A 20,047-nucleotide genomic window follows, 5' to 3' on the forward strand; every position below is an offset into this window, starting at 1 on the left:
TACCATGAAGATGATGTCGACTCCATATGAGGCGACCGGCCGCACGCACCAGAAGACCCGGACCCGGGAGGCGCTGGTCGGGGCGACCCGGGCGCTGCTCGCCGAGGGCTCCACCCCGCAGGTGGAGGACGCCGCCGAGCGCGCCGGGGTGTCCCGCACGACGGCATACCGCTACTTTCCGAACCAGCGCAGCCTGCTGCTCGCCGCCCATCCGCAGATCTCGCCGGACACGCTGCTGCCGCCCGGCGCACCCGACGACCCGGTCGCCCGGCTCGATGCGTTCATGGCGGCGTTCACCCGCTACAACTTCGAGTGGGAGCCGCAGCTGCGCACCTCGCTTCGGCTGTCACTGGAGGAGTCCGGCGCCAGGCCCGCACTGCGGCAGGGCCGCGCCATCGGCTGGATCGAGCACGCCCTCGAGCCGCTGCGGCGCAGCCACCCCACCCTCGACGTGCACCGGCTCGCGGTCGACATCCGCTCCGCGACCGGCATCGAGTCGCTGATCTGGCTCGTCGACATCGCCGGCCAGTCCCGCGTCCAGGCCGCCGAGACGGTGCGCCGCACCGCGCAGGCCCTGCTGTCCGCAGCCCTGCGGGACGGTTGACCCGGCGGCGATGGCAGGATCTGCGGATGCAGATCGACGTGCCGGCGACCCTCGGCGCGACCCTCCGCGGGGCCCGCCGGGTCGTCGTGTTCACCGGTGCCGGGATGTCGGCCGAGAGCGGCGTGCCGACGTTCCGCGACGACCTCACCGGCCTGTGGTCCCGCTTCGACGCCGAGCGGCTCGCCACCCCCGAGGCGTTCCACGCCGACCCGGATCTGGTCTGGGGCTGGTACGAGTGGCGTCGCGCGCGGGTACGCCGGGCCGAACCCAATCCCGGGCACCTCGCCACCGCCGAGATCGAGACCCTGGTCCCGGGCAGCGTCGTCATCACCCAGAACGTCGACGACCTGCACGAGCGGGCCGGTTCCCGCGCGCCGATCCACCTGCACGGCAGCCTCTTCGCGCCCCGCTGCATCGGCGAGGACGCCCACCCGGCCGACGTGCCCGACACCGACCCCGGGGACGGCGGCCGCATCCCGCCGCCGCGGTGCACGCATTGCGGGGCGCTGGTGCGGCCCGGCGTCGTCTGGTTCGGCGAGCAGCTGCCCATTGCCGCGCTGAACGCGGCGGTCGAGGCCGCGTCCAGCTGCGACGTGCTGCTGACGGTCGGCACGTCCGGCGTCGTGTACCCGGCCGCGGAGATCCCACGCATCGCGATGCTGTCCGGCGCCATGGTGATCCAGGTCAACCCGGAGCCGACGCCGCTGGACCGGATCTGTGCCGTCAACCTGCGGGGCACCGCCGCCCAGGTGCTGCCCGCGCTGATCGCATCGGCGCGGTGAGCCTTGCTACCCCGTCATGCGCCGGCGCTCGGTGGCCTCCCGCACGCCGGGCTCGTCGTTGAAGCCGGCCACGTGCCGCTCCCAGTGGTCCCGGGGCGCATCGGACACCTGCCGCGCCAGCCGGTCGACGACCACCGCCCCGCCGGCTCGGAACTCGTCCACCTCGGCCGGCAGCAGCTCGACGGCCAGCTCCTACAGTGCCACCGACCCGCACACCACGCACAGGACGTGCCGGTCCCCGTCGGCGTACAGCAGCCACGCCCACCGGCTCTCCGCGACCACGTCCACGCACCGATCATCGCAGCCATACCCGGGCGTGATTCGGCGGCCGATGCAACGGGTACGGTTCGGGCACCACACAGGTTCGCACCAGGGGACGCCTGACTTGACTGAAGCAATGACGCCGCGCTGGCAGGAGGCCGACGAAGCGGTGGAGTCGCTGGTCGCCACCTTGGTGGCCGCGGCCGCGCGCACCGCGGACCACGGCGGCCGCAAGGGTCCCCGCGGCCGGGCGCGCTCGGAGCGCCGCCCGCAGAGCACCCGGCGCCACATCGCCGACGTCGTGCGCGCCCACAAGCTCGCGCCCGGTGTGCGCGTGGACCGCAACGTGATCGCGGCGCTGTTCATCGGGCACCGCGACCACGTCAGCAACCCGGTCCTGGTCGTTGCCGTCGCCCAGGCCTGCAGCATCCTCGCCGGCCGGAAGCTGAGCGCGAAGAAGGCCGCACGGATGCGTGCGGCGAGCCAGCGCGTCGCGGAGCTCATCGCGCTGGCGGACGCCGACACGCTGCTCGCCGTGCCGGCACCACGTTCCCCGGTCGAGCCCGCGGCGGCGTCGGTCGAGCCCGCGGCGTCATCCGTGGAGCCCGCGGCGTCATCCGTGGAGCCCGCGGCGTCGCCTTCGGTGGAGCCGGCCGTCGTCGCGGATCGGCGCCGGAGCCGCGCGCGCCGCCGGCATCAGGCCCGCCAGCGGCTGCAGGCGCGCCGCCGTCGTCGTCGCCGTGCCCGCCTCTGGTGGTGCTCCGCCGCCGCCGCGCTGGTGATGGTCGTGGTCGCCGCCCTGCTCCTGTCCGGTTGACGGGTCCCCGCCGACCGCATTCCGGCAAGTAGGCTGTGTTCGATGCGGGTCAGGGGCGTGCTCTTCGATGCCGGTGGGGTGCTGACGCGGCCGGTCGGCGGGCGGTGGAATCCACGGTTCGACTTCGAGACCATCGTGACGGCGCACCATCCCGACGTCCGCCAGGACCTGTTCGCGGCGGCCATCGACGCCGGGCAGCGCTTCCTGGACGCGTCACCCACGACGGCGCGGCGCACGGCGTACCACCGCGAAATGCTGACCGTCCTCGGCATCGGGGATCCGTCCGAGCCGCTCCTGCGGCAGTTGGAGGCTCCGGCGGCCGGGCCGGTGATCGAGGTGTACACCGATGTCCGCCGCGTCCTGGAGCAGCTTCGCGCCGCGGGCGTCCGCATGTCGGTCGTCTCCGACAACTGGGCGGGCCTGGAGGCCACGTTCGCCGGCCTGGACATCGGGCACTACTTCGAGGGCTTCGCCATCTCCGAGATCCTCGGCTGCCGCAAGCCGGACCCGCGCATGTACGCCGAAGGCAGCCGCCTGCTCGGGCTCGAACCGCACGAGTGCCTGTTCATCGACGACGACCCGGCCCTCGTGGCCGCCGCGGTGGCCCTCGGCTACCACGGCCTCACCCTCGACCGGGAGGCGGCACCGCCCGCCCCGGCCGGCGTCATCACCACCCTCGACGACCTCATTCCCGCGCTGCGGACCGGCGCGCGCTGACGATCCACGCGCGGGAGCCGAACCAGACGCCGTCGTCGCTCAGCCGCGTGGCGAGCATGTCCCGCAGTCGCTCAAGGCCGCCGTCCTGCGCGGACGCGAAACCCCGCACCCACTCCAGGGCCGCCTGCGGGTCCGGGCCGTAGTAGACGGGTTCGTCGACGTCGGTGAGGGTGACGTCGGCGAACCCGGCGGACCCCAGGATCCGCTCCACGGTCGGCGGGTCGGCGAGCGAGAACGCATTGGGCCCGTTGCCGGGCGGTGCCGTCCCGAGCGCCTTCCGGATGGCGACGGTCCACTCGTTGCGCTCGGCGGCCTGCCAGACCATCATCACCAGGCGTCCACCGGGGCGCAGCGCCCGCCCGATGTTGCCGAACGCGGCGACGGGGTCGGCGAAGAACATCGTGCCGAACCGGCTGATCGCCAGGTCGAACGCGCCCTGCGCAAAGGTGTGCACCTGCGCGTCGGCACACTCGAAGGCGACGTTGCGCAGCCCCTCGGCCCGGGCCCGCTCGCCGGCCCGCTCGACGGCGGCCACCGACACGTCGACGCCGAGCGCACTGCCGGCCGTGGCCATGCGCGCGGCCTCGCGGGTGGTCTGTCCGGCACCGCATCCGACATCGAGTATCCGGTCGCGCGGCTGCACGGCCCATGCTTTGCGCAGCACGGCGGTATGCCTGCTCAGCTCGGCGTCATAGTCGACAGGCACGGTTTCAGCCTCCCGGGTTGCGCTGCAGGGTCAGTGACTGGAACCGGCGGCCGCCGCCGGCGTCGACGGAACGGAAGTCCACGACGTCGAAGCACGCCGCGGCGAAGGCCAGCAACTCCTCGTCCTTGCGCCACGAGAAGAACCGCGGCGGCACGTGCTCGTCGCCGTCGATGGGACCTTCGGCGCTTTCCGTGCCGCCGTACACACCGGCGTAGAACAGGCCTCCTGGGCGCAGGACCGTCCGGACGGCCGCCAGCACCGCGGGCAGGTCGTCGTTGGGCACGTGGAGCAGGCAGTTCATCGTGTACACCGCGTCGAACGAGCCGGCCGGGACGTCCAGCCGCAGAAAGTCCATGACGTGCGCCTCAACACCTTTGGCCCGGCAGCGCTCGACCATCACCGGCGACAGGTCCGCCGCGACCACTGCGAGGCCTTCCTGCTGGAAGTAGACGCTGTCCTGCCCGGTGCCGGCACCGATCTCCAGCAGCCGCGCGCCCGGGGCCAGCCTGTCCCGGAACGCCTGCCGCTCCGCAACCTTCCACGGCTCCTTGCCGAGCCCGTCCCGCCAGTCGGCCCGCGCGTCGTAGGCCGCCCGCAGCGAACCGAGCACCTCCTCGTACCGCACCCCCATGCCACCCATTATCAACGGACCGGATCTTCGGTGGAACGTCGGCGGGAATTGACGGATGTGCAGGCGCTCACGTCGGAAAAGTGTCGGGGGGTCTGGGTACCCTCGGGGCGTGATCGAGGATGGCGTGGGTCGGGTGCCGGCCGCGGCTGAGGTGGCGCGGTTCTGGGAGCTGGTCGAGGCGGCGTGGGCCGCATGCGGGCCGGAGGCGGCCGGTGTCCGGCGGGCGCTGGTTGAGCGGGCACCGGCGGAGGACGACGACGGCAGTGCGCTCGAGGCGTTCATGGATGAGTTCCTGACGCAGCTGGGGCGGCTGTGTGCGGGGATGTCGAGTGCGGAGCTGACGGATCTGGACCGGGTGGTCGAGCGGAAGCTGTTCGAGCTCGACCGTGAGGAGATCCATGAGCACACGGACGGGTCCGACGACGGGTTCCTGTATTGCCGTGGGTTCATCGTCGCGGCGGGTCGCGAGTTCTACGAGGCGGTCGACGCCGATCCTGCGAAGGCGGTGATGGACGCGGAGTGCGAGGCGATGTGCTACTTCTTCGCGCACCTGCATGACGAGCGGTTCGGGGCTTACCCGGACACGGGTTCGGGCATCTCGCGGGAGTCGGGGCGCAACCCTGCCGGCTGGTGAGGTCGCCGGTCGTAGGGTTGCCGCGTGGCGCGGGTGTTGGTGACCGGCATGTCCGGTGCGGGCAAGACCACGGTGCTCGAGGAGGTGGCGCGGCGTGGGTATCTGACCGTCGACACCGACTACGACGGGTGGACGTTGGCGGACGGCACCTGGGACGCGGGGCGGATGGCGGCGTTGCTCGACGGGCAGGCGACGGTGCTCGTCTCCGGCACGGTGTCCAACCAGGGGCGCTTCTACGGCCGCTTCGACCACGTCGTGCTGCTCAGTGCGCCGTTGGGCGTGCTGTTGGAGCGGGTCACGCGGCGGGTCGGCAATCCGTATGGCAGGACCGCGGCGCAACGGGCGGAGATCGAGCGGCACGCGGCTGAGGTCGAGCCGTTGCTGCGCCGTGGTGCCACGGTGGAGCTCGACGGGCGGCGGCCGGCGGGTGAGCTTGCCGACGCCGTCGAGCGGGCTGCTCTCCACGCCGTCCTGAGCCGCCGTGGGAGGGACTGAGCGGCCGCGGGAGCGGCATCGATCGGTGGAAACGGGCCAGCACGTGCCGGCCGCGCAGCACCAGCAGGCAGGCGACGCCGGCGCCGCTGTTCAGGTTATGGCTGCGGACCTTCGCGGCGCTCACCCCTCGATGAACTGGTAGTCGCCGACGATGCGCCCGTCCGCGCCGAGCACGAGGATCTCCAGCCCCGACCCGGCCGGGGCGCCGCCGTCGCGGGGCACCATCTCCCAGCGGAACTTGACCACGTCGCGGAGGCGGTCGGCGTCGCCGCGGGCGCGGAACACGTAGGTGCCCGGCGCGACGAACTCGTGGTAGGCGCGGGCCACCCGCGACTCCAGCTCGGCGTGCCCGCGGGCCTCCAGCACGAGGCGGTCGAACCCGAGGCCGGCGGCGGCCTGCCGCAGCTCCTGCGGTGCCTGCAGGACGTGGACCGCGTCGTCGGACCAGAGCTCGCGGACGGCGGCGCGGCGGCGGTCCGCGTCGGGTTCGCCCCACACGGCCACGTACCGGTCGGTGAGGTTCTGCAGGTCGGTGTCTGCCATGAGGGGATCCTTCGGTCGTGAACGACGGTGGCCACCACGACTGTGCTGCGCCGGCCGCGCCGCGGCAATTCCCCGGAAGGAATCGCCGGGCGGCGGCGGAACCGGTAGACAGGAGCAATGACCAGCCAATCGGCCGGCGGCACGCTCGCGGGCGCGCTGCGCACCTGGCGCACCCGGCGGCGGGTCAGCCAGCTGGAGCTCGCGGCCCGCGCCGGCACGACGCAGCGGCACGTCAGCTTCATCGAGAGCGGGCGGTCCAGCCCTGGGCGGTCGATGATCATCCGGCTGGCGGAGTCGCTGGAGGTGCCGATCCGTGAGCGCAACGAGCTGCTGCTCGCCGCCGGGTTCGCGCCTGCGTACCCCCAGCGCGACCTCGACGATCCGCAGCTCGCGCCGGTGCTGGCGGCGCTGGAGCGCATCCTGCGCGGGCACCTGCCGTTTCCGGCGGTCATCGTCGACCGGCAGGGCGACCTCGTCTCGGCCAACGCGGGGTTCCACGTGCTCACCCGCGGCGTCGACGCCGGCCTGCTCGTCGCGCCGGTCAGCGTCCCCCGGGTCCTGCTGCACCCGGGCGGTCTCGCGCCGCACATCGTGAACCTCGACGAGTGGGCGTGGCACGTCATCGACCGCGTCCACGCCGAGAGCCTGCGCAACCCGAACGACCGGCTGCGGCGCCTGGCCGAGGAGCTCGCCGGCCTGGCGCCGCCGCGCCCGCGGCAGTTGCCGGCGCAGCATCTGGGCTTCGCGGTGCCGCTGCACCTGCGCCTGGGCGAGCGGGAGCTGCGCCTCATCACGACGCTCACCCATTTCGGTACCGCCACCGACGTGACCGTCGCCGAGCTGCGCCTCGAGGCGTTCCTGCCGGCCGACGACGCGACGAGCGCGGCACTGACCGAACTCGTCACGTGAGCTTGCATGGGCGACGATGAGGCAATGGCAGTGGTGGTACGACGCGCACAGGCCCGCGACGGCGCGGGGCGGGCCCGCCTGTGGCAGGAGGCCGGCGCGTTCTTCGCCGCGCTGGACCCGCACACCGCGCAGGAGCCGTCGCCGCAGGGTCTCGCGGACTGGCACGACGAACTCTACGAGCGGTTCGCGGCGGATCCGTCGGTCCTGATGCTGGTGGCCGAGCTGGACGGTGAGATCGTCGGCACGGCGGTCGCGCGCCTGCACGAACCGCTGCCGTCGTCCGGCTGGCAGGTGCAGCGGGACCTCGGCCGGCGCCGCGTCCACGTCGACGCGCTGGCCGTGGCCGGTGCCGCCCGCCGGTCCGGGATCGGCACGGCGCTGATGGCCGAGGTCGAGCGGTGGGCGGTCGAGCTGGACGCCGCGGCCATCACGTTGGAGACCGGCCTGGACAACCCGACCTCGATGCCGTTCTACGAGGCGCGGATGGGGTACACCCGCCATGAGGTCGTCTTCCGCAAGCAGCTGCCATGACGCCGCCCGACCACGATCTCGGCCCGATGCTGGAGGACCTGCGGCCGTCGGAGGTGGCGCTGCGGGACTGGGTGCGTACCCGGTTCGACGCCTCGATCGTGCGGGACATCGCCACCTTCGACTACGGCATGAACGTCGAGCAGTACGAGCACGCCATCGAGGACCTGGTGATGGACCGGCGGCTGCCGGCGGGCATGCCGTGGCCGGCGGGCGCGGTGCTGGAGATGTCCGGCAACACCAGCCCCGACGCGACGGACCAGCGCGGGCACGTCGCCCGGCTGTTCTCCTGCATGATCCAGGCGGGCACCGGCGACACGCTCTACCCGGCCGGCGCCCTGGCGGGGCTGGTCGAGTCGGCGCTGGTGCTCGGCCCGGAGGCGACCGCGCCGGCGCTGCGCTTCGTGGCCTGGTGCCGGCAGCACGAACGCGGCAGCTGGCGTGAGCAGCCCGGGTCGCGTCCGTTGCTGACCTTGGGGCTGCTCGTGCTGTACGCCGCGAACCCCGACCACGATCCCGCCGTCGTGGCCACGCTGCTGGACGTGTCCGCCGCCGAGGTCCGTGCCGCCGTGCCCGACGGCGAGCCGCCGTTCGCGTCGTTCAAGGCCGCCTGCGGCGGCGAGCGCCGACGGACCTGGCGCGCCCTGGCCGCCCCCTACCTGACCGGCCACGACCCGGCCGTCGCGACGCTGCGGCCCTGGCTCAAGATGGACCCGCCCGCCAAGGCGCTGCGCAAGCGACCGTGAACGACGCAGGCTTGGCTTCCCCAGCCGATGGCGGCGACGAGGGTCACGCCGCTCGTCACCGCACGCGGACGGATGCTCCGTTCGTCGTCGTCGTCGGCGGCCGGGTCGCGGGGTGCGCCGGGCCCGTCACCCGGTTGCGGCCGTTGCGCTTGGCGGACAGCAGGCGGCTGTCGGCGAGGGCCAGCAGTTCGATGCTGGTCGCGGCCTCGGTGCCGAGGGCGGCGCCGAAGCTCGCCGTCACCGCCAGGCCCGGGGCGAGCGCGGCCCAGTTGTGTGTCTCGATGGCGGCGCGGGTGCGCTCGGCCAGGGTCAGCAGCGCGTCGGGCTCGGTCGCCTGCAGGACCAGGGCGAACTCCTCGCCACCGAAGCGCAGCGCCGTGTCGCCGCGGCGGCAGCTGGCCCGCAGGAGTTGGGCCAGCTCGCGCAGGACCGCGTCGCCGACGAGATGGGAGTAGCCGTCGTTGATGCGCTTGAAGAAGTCGACGTCGACGACCACGACCGCGCAGGAGCTGAGATCGGAGGCGAGCAACTGGTCGAGGCGGCGCCGGTTGGGCAGCCCGGTCAGCGGGTCCTCCAGGGCCTGACGGCGCAGGTCCTCGGAGCGGCGGTTGAGCGTCTCGTTCGACCGCTGCAGGGCGGTGGCCTGGGCCTGCAGTGCCATGGCCCGCGCCTGGGCCTGGGCGGTCTCCAGCCGGACGGCCGCGACGCTGGCCGCCCGTTTGGCGTGCTCGGACGTCTGCTCGGAGACCAGGACGAACAGGCGCTTGTAGTGCTCCAGCGCCCCGCGTAGGTCGCCGAGCTCCTCCAGCAGCTGCGCGAGCGCCTTGCGCGCCGCGATCTCGTGCTGCCTGGTGGGTGCCTCGGCGAGGCTGAGCGCGAGCAGTTCGGCGGCCTCGTGCCGGCGGCCCAGGCCCATGAGCACGATCCCGCGGGTCTCCAGGTGGTGCACCCGGTTGGCCACCGAGTCCAGGGCCGGGTCGGCGGGCCAGCTGTCGAGCAGTTCCAGCGCCTCCTGTGCGCGGCCGACGTCGGCGAGGGACTCGGCGAGGTTGGCCAGGCAGGTGTTCTCGCCGCGGCGGTTGCCGGCGGCGCGGGCCATCAGCATCGCGGTCCGGGACAGCACCACGGTCTGCTCGTGCCAGTCGGCGGCCCGCTCGTGGTCGCCGCGGTCGGCGGCCTCGACCGCCATCCCGCCGTAGATGAACGACACCGTCTCGATCGCGGCGCTCTCGGCCACCGGGTCGCCGAGCAGGCGCGCCGTCTCGCGGTAGCGTTCGGCGAACTCCAGGGCCTTGTCCCACTGCTGCAGCGCGGCGTACACGTTGGCCATGGCCCGCATCGCGGCCGCGGTTGCCTCGAGGTCCCCGCTGGCCTCGGCGGCGCGGGTGGCGGCCAGGCCCTCCTCGAGCGCGCCGGCGGTCTCGCCGACGTCGAGCAGGATGCGGGTCGCGACCTCGTGCGCCTGCGCCGTGGAGGTCAGGTCCGCGACCGCGATGCTCAGGTCGATCGCCGTCAGGACGCGCCCCATCGCCTCGGGGGTCTCGCAGCGGATGTAGAGGATCCGGGCCAGCAGCGTCGCGGCGCGGGCGTGCATGAGCTGGTCGCCGACCGCCTCGGCGAGCGCCGTGGCCCGCTCCGCGAGGGCCTTGGCGGCGTCGAGGTCGGACGCGACGAGCGAGGCGTACGCCTCGGCCAGCAGCGTTGCCGGTGACTGGGGTCGCGGGTCCGGCATCCTCCGGCACCTCCGATCATGATCGGACGGACTATCGGCGCACCACATGCCGACTGTAGCGTTGCGTCACCTCGTCCCTTCGGCCGAGAATGCGGGCCGACCGGTCACGCGGTCAGCAGGTAGTCGTCGGCCTCGGGGCTCCAGCGCAGCTGGACCACGCCGGCGGTCGCGGCCGCCTTGCAGAACTGCAGGAACGTGCGGTAGCCGAGTTTCTTCTCGCTGAAGTCGGGCCGGACGCGGCGGACCTGGTTCTTCAGCCCCGACAGTGCGACCCCGCCGTCGGAGGAGCCGCCGGCAGCGTCCTGCACGACGGATCGCAGCAGCGCGAACGCGGCCTCCTGGTCGCCGTGCTCGGGCAGCGCCACCTCGGGGTCGCCCTTGGCGGGGCCGTCGACCAGCTCGATCACGTTGCGTGACGCGAGGTGCCGCAGCAGTTCGCCGAAGGTGCGGAACCCGTGGTCGGACTCGCTGAACGTCGGGTCCTTGCGCAGCAGGGTCCGCTTCAGCCTGGACGCGGTGACCTCCCCGCCGGAGCTGCCCTGCATGCCCGCGACCGTCTGCGCGACGAGCACCGCGAGCGCGTCGACGTCACCGACCGCCTGCGACGCCGGCTCCAGCTCCGGCTCCAGCGATGGCAATGGCGACGACGATGGCGACGGCAGTGGCGACGGCAGCGACGAGGGCACCGGCAAGGACGACGGCACCGGCGCCGGCTCGGCCCGGCGGCCGGTGCGGCTGCCACGCGTGCGGGCCGCGGGGACCTCGACGCCTTCGAGCCGGTCGTAGTACAGGAACTCGTCGCACGCCGGCGGCAGCAGCGCCGACGTCGACTTCTCCACCCCCACGCCGATGACCCGCTTGTTCAGCTCGCGCAGTTTGTGGACCAGCGGGGTGAAGTCGCTGTCGCCGGTGCACAGCACGAACGTGGAGATGTACTCGCGCTCGAAGGCCAGCTCCATCGCGTCGACGGCCATCTTGATGTCGGCGGCGTTCTTGCGCGAGGCACCCATCCGCTGCGGCATCTCGATCAGCTCGACGTGCGAGCGGGTGAGCATCCGGCGGTCCTCGTCGAAGTAGGACCAGTCGGCGTACGCCCGGCGCACCACCACCCGCCCCCGTTCGGCGAGGGCGTCGGCGATCGGGCGGAAGTCGAACGTCATCCCGCCGAGATTGTCGCGGGCGCCCAGCGCCAGGTTCTCGTAGTCGAGGAACAGCGCGATCCGCTCTTCTTGATCCACGCCCATCAGCGTACGCCGGGCAACGCGCCGTCACCGGGCCGGTACGGGCAGGTTGCGATGCTGACTTCCGGCGGCTTCTCCGGTACTGTCCGCGTGGCGTTCTGCGCTGGCGGCGTCGTGGGATCACCCCGTGCCGGTCCCATCGCAACCGCCGCCGAGGAGGGGCAGGAGTCATGACACAACACGGGATGCGGCCATACGACGAACGCCTCGCCAACGGTCAGGCGTCGCTCAACAACACCGCGGAGCAGCAGCTGCCGCGCCACGACATCAACGCCCAGCAGGTCAACGCCCAGCAGGTCAACGCCCAGCATCAGGCGCTGCAGGTGCTGACCATGGCGCAGCGCACCGCCGAGGAGCACCTCGACGGTGCACGGCGCGAGGCGGAGCAGATCCGCGCCGGGGCGCACGCCGATGCCGCGCAGATCGTGTCGAAGGCGCAGGCACACGCCGACGCGCTGCACGACGAGGCGGAGAAGATCATCGCCGAGGCGCGCGCGCAGGCGGAGAGCATCGCCCAGTCGGCGGAGGCGTTCGCCGGCGAGACGGAGCAGAACGCCAACGACATCCTGGCCGAGGCGCAGAGCCGCTCGGACAAGATCATCCAGCAGGCGCGGGCCAACGCGCACGACATCAAGCAGCGCGCGGAGCAGATCTACGAGGACGTGGTCGGGGGCCTGACCGCCAAGCGGCAGGCGCTGCAGCAGCAGATCGAGGCCCTTGAGGGCTTCGACCACGAATACCGCTCCCGCCTCACGTCGTTCATGCAGCAGCAGATGCGCGCGCTGTGGGTGAGCCAGCCGCAGGTGGAGGCCGAGTTCCAGGAGGCCGAGGCGGTGCCGGGCGAGCTCGTGGCCGCCCCGCGCAGCGACGAGCCCGAGGCCCAGGCCTGACGTAGAACGCACCGAAGGCCCGCCGGCGTCCGACGCCGGCGGGCCTTTTCGTCGTGCCCGCGGTATCGGTGTGCTCCCGGCCTGTATCGGCGGTTGTACCGCCGTTGGTACCGCAGTGTCACCTATCTGGGTGTCCGTTCCCGGTGACCTAATCGATGCACACCCACACCTGGAGGCATCGAATGCACGTGGCAACACTCCGACGGCGAGCTCTGCTGGCGGGCACCGGGCTCCTTGCCCTGGTGGCCGCCGTCCTGCCGCCCGCCACCGCCCATGCCGCACCCGCCACCCCGTTCACCCCGACGGCGACGTACAACGGCGGCGGCACGCGGTACACCGGCGCCACCGTCACCTCCCCCGAGGGCGTCTACCGGGTCGCGACGAACCTGTGGAACCCGGCAGTGAGCGGCGGGTTCACCATGAACTACGACACGGCGCAGTCCGGGTTCTCGGTGACCAACTACACCGCCAACTCGTACTTCGGCTCCGACGCCAACACCGGCCCGGCCTGCACCAACGGTGCGGACTCCTTCGACCCGAACTGCGACTGGGCCGGCACCGGCGACCCGTGGATCAACCCGAACAGCGGCGTCCGGGACCAGTACGCAACGACCGGTGGCACGGCGCCGTTCGTGGCGCAGCAGCCGCCGGCCGACGGCGTCAACCACACGACCGGCACCGCGAACGAGTTCAGCCACCAGATCCACGCGCCGGCCGCGTACCCGAGCATCATCGCCGGCTGCCACTGGGGTGAGTGCGCGCCGACGGGCACGACACCGCCGGGCGCGCCGTTCCCGAAGCAGGCCGCCGGGGTCGCCCGGATGGACTCGGTGTGGAACATCAGCACCCCGGCCACGGCGGGGACGAATGAGGCGTGGGACGCGTCCTACGACATCTGGTTCGACTCGAACTGCCGGCCGCAGCCGACCGGCTGCGCCACCCAGGGCAGCACCCTGCCGACCAACCCGGCCGCGCTCAACAGCCCCGGTCAGAACGACGGCGCCGAGATCATGATCTGGGTCAACAACCAGGGCTACAACAACGCCAACGCGGCCGACGCGCAGAACCCGGCCAGCTACGCCGCGCACGCCGGGAAGATCCAGCCGGCCGGTCAGCCGCTGCTGGTCAACGTGTCCATCCCGGGCATCCGCACCGTCGTCAACGGCGTGCCGACGGCGACCACGTTCGACGTGTGGGGCGGCCGGGTGCGCAGTTTCGACAACGGCGTGCGCTGGAATGTCATCTCGTTCGTGGCCCGCACGAAGGGCACCGGGCTCGTCGGTGACCCGGCGGTGCCGCAGTCCGTGGCGGCCAACGGCGGCTTCGACAGCCACATCTTCACCAAGTACGCCGCCAGCCTCGACGACATGGGCATCTACTGCGCCACCGATCCCGGCTCGCCGATCACCCCGGAGCAGACCACCTGCCTGGAGATGCGCTGGTGGCTGACGTCGGTCCAGGCGGGCTTCGAGATCTGGAACCTGCCGCAGGCCTCGACGATCGCCACGACCAAGTTCAGCGTGAACCCGGTCGCGGTCAGCGGCGGCATCAACACCGGCGGCCGGGCGACCGCCGACGGCACGCCGCTGGTGCACTGGGACGACGTGTTCACCATCAACGCCACCGGCTGCACCCCGTCGACCGCCGCAACGTGGAAGATCGTCGGGCGTAACTACGCGACCACGCCGCCGACGGAAGGGTTCACGCTCAGCGGCAACCTCACCGACACCGGGTCGGGCACCTACACCGCGACCGGCGTGGGCCCGCTGCGAAATCCGAACGCCGGGTACATCCTGCACGACGAGGCACAGGTGATCATCTCGATCACGTGCGGCGGCACGACGTTCACCAGCACCGGCAACCTGTTCATCGACCCCAGCGGGCGGGTCTTCAACACCGCCGGGGCGCCGGTGAGCGGGGCGACGGTGACGCTGTACCGCTCGGCGACGCAGAACGGCACGTACACCGTGGTACCCAACGGCAGCACCACCATCATGTCACCGCGCAACCGGGTGAACCCGTCGATCACCAACGGCTACGGCTTCTACCGCTGGGACGTCTCGCCGGGCTGGTACAAGGTCCGCGTGGCCAAGGCCGGCTGCACCCAGCCGGGCACGACGCAGCCGTACGTGGACTCCGCCGTCAAGCAGGTGGCGGTGAACCTGCCGCCGGTGACGAACCTCGACCTGGTGCTGTCCTGCGGCGAGACGCCGAGCCTGCCGACGACCGTGGTGGTCCGGGCGCCCGGTGTGCGGCCGATCAGCCAGGGCGGCTACTGCGCGGACGTGTACGTCACCAACAACACCGGCACCGCGAAGGAGTGGTTCACGACCTTCGCGATCCCGGCCGGGCAGCACATCAGCCAGACCTGGAACATGGTGCTGACCCAGCAGGGCGCGACGGCGACCAACGTGCACGCCGACCCCGCCAACCCGTGGAACAAGATCCTGCAGCCGGGCCAGACGACCAGCAACGTCGGCTTCTGCACGGGTCCGTGACACGCGGCGGATGAAGACTGGCGGGTGCCGGCGTTGGGAGGCCGGTACCCGCCCCTTCACGTCCCGTCGGCGGCGGCGTAGGCGACCGCCTCGGCCAGGCTCATCCGGGCGCCCAGCGCCCAGGCCCGCGCCATCGCCTCATGGTCGAGGTCGCGGTGCACGACCGCGAGGTCACGGTCGTGGATGGCCCGCTCCACCGGGTTCATGGACACCCAGCTCGACTCCGCCAGCAGCGCCAGGGCGCCGAAGAGCCGCGCCGCCCGCTGCGCCTGCCGCCGCACCACGGCGAGGCTGGCCAGCCCCGCGAGGGACCGCACGATGCCGGCCCGGTCCGCCTCCGCCTGGTTGAGCTCCAGGCTGCGCCGGAAGCAGTCCAGGGACCGCGTCGTGTCGCCGGCGGCGAGGGCGGCGTGGCCGAGGTGCTCGAACGAGGTCGCGATCCCCCACGTGTTGGCCAGTTCGTCGAACAGGCCCAGCGCCTCGCTGAAGCGCTCCTCGGCCCGGGCGTGGTTGCCCTGCGCCAGGTCGGCCAGGCCCAGGTGGTCCAGCGTGATGGCGCGGCCCCAGGCGTGGCCGAGCCGCTGGAACAGGGCGCGGCTCGCGTCGAACAGCGCCTCGGCGCCGGTCGGGTCGGGCAGGCCGAGGCGGCTCTGGCCGAGGTGGTCCAGGGTCCACGCGATGCCTTCGGTGTCGTCGAGGCCGCGGTACAGCTGGAGGCTCTCCTCGAACAGCGCAAGGGCCTCGGCGTTGCAGCCCGACGCGTGCAGCATGGTGCCGACGCCGTGCAGGGCCTCGGCGATGCCGCGCGGGTCGCCCAGCGAGCGGAACAGCGCCAGGCTCTCGTCGAAGCAGGCCTTGGCGCGGACGTGGTCGCTGCGGTCCACGGCGATCCAGCCGGCGCCGCAGAGCACGTGGGCGCGCACCGCCGGGTCGTGGTCGCCGGCCAGCTGCATGACCAGCGTGACCCATCGGCTGGCCTCGGTGTGGTGCGAGCGGATGTGCCAGAACTTCCACAGCGCCGCGACCAGGCGCAGCCCGGCGTCGGCGTCGTCGCGCTGGATGTGCCATTCCAGGGCGCCGCGCAGGTTGTTGTGCTCGACGCCGAGGCGGTCCAGGTCGCTCTCCTGCTCGGCCAGCGCCAGGTAGTAGCGGGCGTGCCGGGCCCTGATGCGTTCCTGCTCGCCGGAGGCGACGAGGCGTTCCAGGGCGTACTCGCGGATCATCTCGAAGAAGTCGGCGTACCGTTCGCCGTCGGCGCGGACCTCCTGCCGGAGCAGGTTCTTCTCCGCGAGCCCGGCGACGCCGTCGAGCACCGTGACGCCGTCCCGGACCGCCGCGCCCTCGGGGTCCATCACGGCCTCGGCGGCGTCGGGGTCCATCACGGCCTCCGCGGCGGCCAGGCTGAACCCGCCGGTGAACACCGCCAGCCGCGCGAACAGCAGCTGCTCGGCGGGTTCGAGCAGGTCGTAGCTCCAGTCGATGGTGCGCCGCAGCGTCTGCTGGCGCTCGGGCAGGTCCCGCGGGCCGTCGGTGAGCAACGTCAGGCGGTGGTTGAGCCGGGCCAGGATCGCGGCCGTGGACAGCAGCGCGACCCGGGCGGCGACGAGCTCGATCGCGAGGGGCAGGCCGTCGACGCCGGCGCAGATGGCCGCGACGTCGCCGGCGTTGGCGTCGGTGAGCCGGAACGCCGGGTCGACGGCGGCGGCCCGCTCCACGAACAGCTCGACCGCCGCGGCGGTCGCGTCGAGCCGGGCGTTGGGCAGCGCGAGCGGCGGGACCGGGATGAGCCGTTCGCCGCGGATGTGCAGCGGCGCCCGGCTGGTCGCGAGGATCCGCAGCTCAGGGCAGGCGGTGAGCAGCTCCGCGAACAGCCGGGCCGCGCCGAGCAGGTGTTCGCAGTCGTCCAGCAGCAGCAGGAGCCTGCGGTCGCGCAGGTGGTCGGTCAGCACGTCGCTCAACGGGGTCCCGGCCACCTCGCGCACGCCGAGCGCGGTGGCGAGGGTCGGCACGACCAGGGCCTCGTCGCCGACCGGTGCGAACGCGACGAAGCAGACGCCGTCGGGGAACATCGCCCGCAGCTCGCCGGCGACCTCGACGCTGAGCCGGCTCTTGCCGATCCCGGGCGGCCCGACCAGCGTGACGATCCGGACGCTGCGCTGCATGACGGTGTCGCGGACCAGGTCGACCTCGGTGTCCCGGCCGATCAGCCGGGTCAGCGGCGCCGGCAGGTTGGACCATGCGGCGGGCACCGGCTCGTGGCGGCCGAGCCCGACGAAGGCGCTGCGCTGCTCCGGGTCGATGCGCAGGCAGTGGGCGAGGCGCTCGGCGAGCTCACGGGACGGGCGGCGTTCGTCCGTCTCGACCTTCCGGATCGTGATCACCGAGTAGCCGACCTGGTTGGCCAGGTCCCGCTGGGTCATGTCCAGTGCGCGCCGCCGGTGCTTGATGACCTGTCCGAACGTGGCGACGGCGGCCACCGGAACCTCCCCAGGAACATGAAACGGGATCACGGGACGTAACACGCCCGGTACACCGTGGAAACGCTTCCAAGGTGCCCCGTCGTCCCGGCGGCGTCATGAGTGGGGACTGCTCAGATTTCGGCGGCGGGGCTACTCAGGCCGGCCGCCAGCCCGGCGCGGCCGTGCACGCCGAGCTTCAGGTACACGCGGGCCAGGTGGTTCTCCACGGTACGGCCGGACACGGTGAGCCGCACGGCGATCTCCCGGTTGCTCAGCCCCCGCGCGGCGAGCTGCGCGACCTCCCGCTCCCGCCGGGTCAGCCGGTCCGCCGTCCCGCCCCGCGACAGCAGCGGCGTGTGCAGTCCCGGGCACTGCGCGGCGAGCGCGGCGGCGGCCGCGATGACGCGTGCCGGTTCGCGGGACGTCCCGCTCGCCGCGACCGCGGCCGCCGACATCGCGTCGACGGCGTACACGGTGAAACCCAGCCGCGCGAACCCGTCCGCGGCCGTCTCCAGCGCCACCGGGTCCCCGCCGCGGCGGCGGTGACGAACGCCGCGATCGCCGCGCCGAGCGGCCACCCGTCCGGCAGCGCTACCCCGGCCAGGACCCCGGCGGCGAGATCCGCCCGGCCGAGCCGGGCCAGGTCGTTGGCGAGCACGACGGCCGGCATGACCGCGCCACGGTCCGACCAGTGCCGGGCCCGCTGCGCGAGGATCCCGCATGCGGTGTCCGTGTCGCCGGTGTACGCGGTGTGCCAGGCCACGGCACGATCGATCTCGTAGTGGTAGAGCCGGATCTGGCGCAGCTCCGGCCGGGTCTCGGCCAGCTCGGCGCGCAGCACCGCCGCGCGGGGACCGTCGCCCTGGTGCACGGCGACCAGCAGCCCGATGGCGAGGACCCAGCCGAGCCCGATCGGCGAGTTGACCTGCCGGAAGTAGGCGGCCGCCTCGACCGCGTGCCGGCGGGCCCGGTCGAGGTCACCGGCGGGCAGCTCCAGCGACGCCAGGCCCGCGGTGATCCAGGCGAGCCCGTGCGCGTCGCCGGTCGCGGCGGCCGCCCTGCCGCGGCGCCGCCGAAGTCGCGGGCCTCCGCGGCGTACCCGGCGTCGGTGATGACCCGCACGCACAGCCCGGCGAGACCGGTGAGGACGCCGATGTCGCGGTGCTCCCGGTCGGCCTCGGCGATCAGCCGGTACGCCCGGCGGGACAGGCGCATCGCGGCCGGGAACCGCCCGGCCATCATGCACGCGATGCCGCCGGCCGCGGCGGCGCGCAGCGACGGCTCGCCGCCCGCGCGCCCGTCCAGCAGCGGCTCCAGCAGTGTCAGGGCCTCGGCCGGGGTGCCGGACGCGGCCAGCAGCATGCTGCGCTGGGTGGCCAGTTCCGCGCGCCAGACCGCGTCGGTGACGCCGGCCTCGGCCGTCTCCAGGACGTCGAGGGCCTCGTCGAGGCGGCCGGCGCCCCAGCCGCGGTAGAACGCACGGGTCAGCGCGACCCCGGCCCGGCCTTCGTCGGAGTCCACGGTCGCGGCGAGCTCGTCCAGGGTGCGGTACCCCTCGGCGAACCGGCCGTCGTCGAACTGGGCGGCGCACACCAGCAGGCCCGCCTCGACGTCGCCGGTGGCGAGCCACGCGTGCCGGGCGAGCCGTTCCCGCAGCCCGGCGCGGGCCCGCAGCAGCGTCGCACGGCGGGCCGCCTCGCTCATCCAGGCCGGGTCGAACGGGCCGCCGCCGGTGAGCCGCCACACCGCCCAGCGCAGCAGGTCGTCGACCCGCCGGGCACCGGTGCGCTCGTACAGGTCGGCGAGGGTGCGGCTGTGCCGCAGCCGGGCCGACGCCGGCAGGGTGGCGCGCAGGATCTCGCCGTACAGCGGGTGCGCCAGTTCGGCCGGCAGCCGGCGGCCGTCGCGGCGGACCACGATCAGGCCGCGCCGCTCCAGCGACTCGACGGCCTCCGGGTCGCACAGCTCGTGCAGCCAGCGCAGCCCGAGCCGGCCGGCGAGGGCGAGCAGCTCCAGGGCCCGCCGCTCCGCCGGGGTGGTGCTGCGCAGCCTGGCGTCGAGCAGGTCCGTGAGGCGCTGCGAGGCGGTCTGCGCCGGTCGCAGGTGCCACAGCCCGTCGACCACGGTCAGGGCGCCGGTGTCCAGCGCGTCGCCGAGCAGCTCCCTGACGTACAGCGGGTTCCCGGCGGAGACCCGCTGGATGAAGGCGACCGTGATGCTGGAGACCGGCCCGGAAAGGACCGCGGCCAGCAGCGCGCCGATCGCGGGCGGCCCGAGCGGGTCCAGGTCGATCCTGGCCAGCCGTCCTGTGCGCAGCAGCGCGGCGACGAAGTCGGGCGCCGGCGCCCCGGACCGCAGCGTGGCGACCACGTCGAGCAGCCCACCGGCGACGATCTGGTGGATCACCAGCGCGGACAGCGGGTCGAGCAGGTCGATGTCGTCGACGAGCAGGACCGCCCGGCCGTCGGCCTTGTCGGCCTTGTCCGGCCCGTCCGTCAGGTCGGCCGCCGGGCTCGCGCTCACCGCCCGTACCACGGCCGCCACTGCACCGCCGGCGTCGTCGACGGCGCGCGTCCGGGCCGGCAGCCAGCGCGCGAAGGCGCCCAGCGGCACGTCCCGGCCGGCCTCCGACGCGTGCACCCGCAGCACCCGGCCGGCGGAGCGCACGGCAAGCACCTCGTCGGCGAGGCGGCTCTTGCCGATCCCCGCCGGCCCGATCACCAGCGCACCGCCTGCCTCCGCGGCGCCGATCGCGCGCAGCACCGCGGCCCGCTCGGCGTCGCGGGCCACGAACGGCCACCGCCGCTGCGGCTGGTGTGTCTCGACGGCCATGCCCCTCCGAACTCCCCAAGAC

At 73.3% G+C, this 20,047-nt stretch carries 20 protein-coding genes; 11 read left to right on the forward strand and 9 right to left on the reverse strand.

Annotation, left to right across the window (positions count from 1 at the left end):
- Window positions 1-13 precede the first annotated feature (13 nt).
- The gene (locus OHA72_RS42185; protein WP_327001693.1) at window positions 14-604 is read left to right on the forward strand and encodes a TetR/AcrR family transcriptional regulator; all 591 of its coding nucleotides are present in this window, start codon (window positions 14-16) and stop codon (window positions 602-604) included.
- 26 nt (window positions 605-630) lie between these two features.
- Complete coding sequence (locus OHA72_RS42190; protein WP_327001694.1) at window positions 631-1,386, forward strand: SIR2 family NAD-dependent protein deacylase; 756 nt, start codon at window positions 631-633, stop codon at window positions 1,384-1,386.
- A gap of 6 nt (window positions 1,387-1,392) precedes the next feature.
- Here OHA72_RS42190 and OHA72_RS42195 read toward each other — a convergent pair whose 3' ends face one another.
- Window positions 1,393-1,548: a hypothetical protein gene (locus tag OHA72_RS42195; protein ID WP_327001695.1), complete on the reverse strand. Its 156-nt coding sequence runs from the start codon at window positions 1,546-1,548 to the stop codon at window positions 1,393-1,395.
- Window positions 1,549-1,783: 235 nt separating this feature from the next.
- On the opposite strand from OHA72_RS42195, the gene OHA72_RS42200 reads away from it, so the two are divergent.
- Together OHA72_RS42200 and OHA72_RS42205 are read left to right on the forward strand one after the other, a co-directional pair.
- Window positions 1,784-2,464, forward strand: a complete 681-nt coding sequence (locus OHA72_RS42200) for a hypothetical protein (RefSeq protein WP_327001696.1) — start codon at window positions 1,784-1,786, stop codon at window positions 2,462-2,464.
- Window positions 2,465-2,506: 42 nt separating this feature from the next.
- Window positions 2,507-3,181: an HAD family hydrolase gene (locus OHA72_RS42205; protein ID WP_327001697.1), complete on the forward strand. Its 675-nt coding sequence runs from the start codon at window positions 2,507-2,509 to the stop codon at window positions 3,179-3,181.
- Here the strand turns inward: OHA72_RS42205 and OHA72_RS42210 are convergent.
- Both OHA72_RS42210 and OHA72_RS42215 read right to left on the reverse strand, forming a co-directional pair.
- Complete coding sequence (locus tag OHA72_RS42210; protein WP_327001698.1) at window positions 3,150-3,887, reverse strand: class I SAM-dependent methyltransferase; 738 nt, start codon at window positions 3,885-3,887, stop codon at window positions 3,150-3,152. The two genes, OHA72_RS42205 and OHA72_RS42210, sit on opposite strands and share 32 nt — an antisense overlap.
- 4 nt (window positions 3,888-3,891) lie before the next feature.
- Window positions 3,892-4,527, reverse strand: a complete 636-nt coding sequence (locus OHA72_RS42215) for a class I SAM-dependent methyltransferase (RefSeq protein WP_327001699.1) — start codon at window positions 4,525-4,527, stop codon at window positions 3,892-3,894.
- A 100-nt stretch (window positions 4,528-4,627) separates the two neighbouring features.
- On the opposite strand from OHA72_RS42215, the gene OHA72_RS42220 reads away from it, so the two are divergent.
- Together OHA72_RS42220 and OHA72_RS42225 are read left to right on the forward strand one after the other, a co-directional pair.
- Window positions 4,628-5,152: a DUF4240 domain-containing protein gene (locus tag OHA72_RS42220; protein WP_327001700.1), complete on the forward strand. Its 525-nt coding sequence runs from the start codon at window positions 4,628-4,630 to the stop codon at window positions 5,150-5,152.
- Between the two features lie 24 nt (window positions 5,153-5,176).
- Entirely contained in the window at window positions 5,177-5,647 is a 471-nt protein-coding gene (locus tag OHA72_RS42225; RefSeq protein ID WP_327001701.1) for an AAA family ATPase, read from the forward strand.
- 120 nt (window positions 5,648-5,767) lie between these two features.
- Here OHA72_RS42225 and OHA72_RS42230 read toward each other — a convergent pair whose 3' ends face one another.
- Window positions 5,768-6,190 carry a hypothetical protein gene (locus OHA72_RS42230; protein ID WP_327001702.1) on the reverse strand — a complete coding sequence of 141 codons (423 nt, stop codon included), beginning with the start codon at window positions 6,188-6,190 and terminating at the stop codon, window positions 5,768-5,770.
- A gap of 117 nt (window positions 6,191-6,307) precedes the next feature.
- On the opposite strand from OHA72_RS42230, the gene OHA72_RS42235 reads away from it, so the two are divergent.
- The 3 genes from OHA72_RS42235 to OHA72_RS42245 are packed head-to-tail and all read left to right on the forward strand — an operon-like array spanning window position 6,308 to window position 8,373.
- Window positions 6,308-7,099 carry a helix-turn-helix domain-containing protein gene (locus OHA72_RS42235; protein ID WP_327001703.1) on the forward strand — a complete coding sequence of 264 codons (792 nt, stop codon included), beginning with the start codon at window positions 6,308-6,310 and terminating at the stop codon, window positions 7,097-7,099.
- A gap of 24 nt (window positions 7,100-7,123) precedes the next feature.
- Window positions 7,124-7,630, forward strand: a complete 507-nt coding sequence (locus OHA72_RS42240; protein WP_327001704.1) for a GNAT family N-acetyltransferase — start codon at window positions 7,124-7,126, stop codon at window positions 7,628-7,630.
- Window positions 7,627-8,373 carry a hypothetical protein gene (locus OHA72_RS42245; RefSeq protein WP_327001705.1) on the forward strand — a complete coding sequence of 249 codons (747 nt, stop codon included), beginning with the start codon at window positions 7,627-7,629 and terminating at the stop codon, window positions 8,371-8,373. The genes OHA72_RS42240 and OHA72_RS42245 overlap by 4 nt, the downstream gene beginning before the upstream one ends.
- Window positions 8,374-8,428: 55 nt before the next feature.
- On the opposite strand, the gene OHA72_RS42250 is transcribed toward OHA72_RS42245, so the two are convergent.
- Window positions 8,429-10,105: a diguanylate cyclase gene (locus OHA72_RS42250; RefSeq protein ID WP_327001706.1), complete on the reverse strand. Its 1,677-nt coding sequence runs from the start codon at window positions 10,103-10,105 to the stop codon at window positions 8,429-8,431.
- A gap of 104 nt (window positions 10,106-10,209) precedes the next feature.
- Window positions 10,210-11,343 (reverse strand): NYN domain-containing protein, encoded by a 1,134-nt coding sequence (locus OHA72_RS42255; protein ID WP_442788382.1) that lies wholly within the window; start codon window positions 11,341-11,343, stop codon window positions 10,210-10,212.
- 173 nt (window positions 11,344-11,516) lie between these two features.
- Here OHA72_RS42255 and OHA72_RS42260 point away from each other — a divergent pair, with 173 nt between their 5' ends.
- Entirely contained in the window at window positions 11,517-12,236 is a 720-nt protein-coding gene (locus tag OHA72_RS42260) for a hypothetical protein (protein WP_327001708.1), read from the forward strand.
- A gap of 188 nt (window positions 12,237-12,424) precedes the next feature.
- Window positions 12,425-14,734: a cellulose binding domain-containing protein gene (locus tag OHA72_RS42265; protein ID WP_327001709.1), complete on the forward strand. Its 2,310-nt coding sequence runs from the start codon at window positions 12,425-12,427 to the stop codon at window positions 14,732-14,734.
- 56 nt (window positions 14,735-14,790) lie between these two features.
- On the opposite strand, the gene OHA72_RS42270 is transcribed toward OHA72_RS42265, so the two are convergent.
- From OHA72_RS42270 to OHA72_RS42280, 3 genes are all read right to left on the reverse strand, one after another.
- Window positions 14,791-17,211, reverse strand: coding sequence for an ATP-binding protein (locus OHA72_RS42270; protein ID WP_327001710.1), 2,421 nt, complete (start codon window positions 17,209-17,211; stop codon window positions 14,791-14,793).
- Window positions 17,212-17,324: 113 nt separating this feature from the next.
- On the reverse strand, window positions 17,325-17,714 hold the full coding sequence (locus tag OHA72_RS42275; RefSeq protein WP_327001711.1) for a helix-turn-helix domain-containing protein: 390 nt from the start codon (window positions 17,712-17,714) through the stop codon (window positions 17,325-17,327).
- Window positions 17,715-17,784: 70 nt separating this feature from the next.
- On the reverse strand, window positions 17,785-20,025 hold the full coding sequence (locus OHA72_RS42280; protein ID WP_327001712.1) for an AAA family ATPase: 2,241 nt from the start codon (window positions 20,023-20,025) through the stop codon (window positions 17,785-17,787).
- Between the last annotated feature and the right edge of the window lie 22 nt (window positions 20,026-20,047).

Source organism: Dactylosporangium sp. NBC_01737 (assembly GCF_035963215.1).
Lineage (GTDB): Bacteria > Actinomycetota > Actinomycetes > Mycobacteriales > Micromonosporaceae > Dactylosporangium.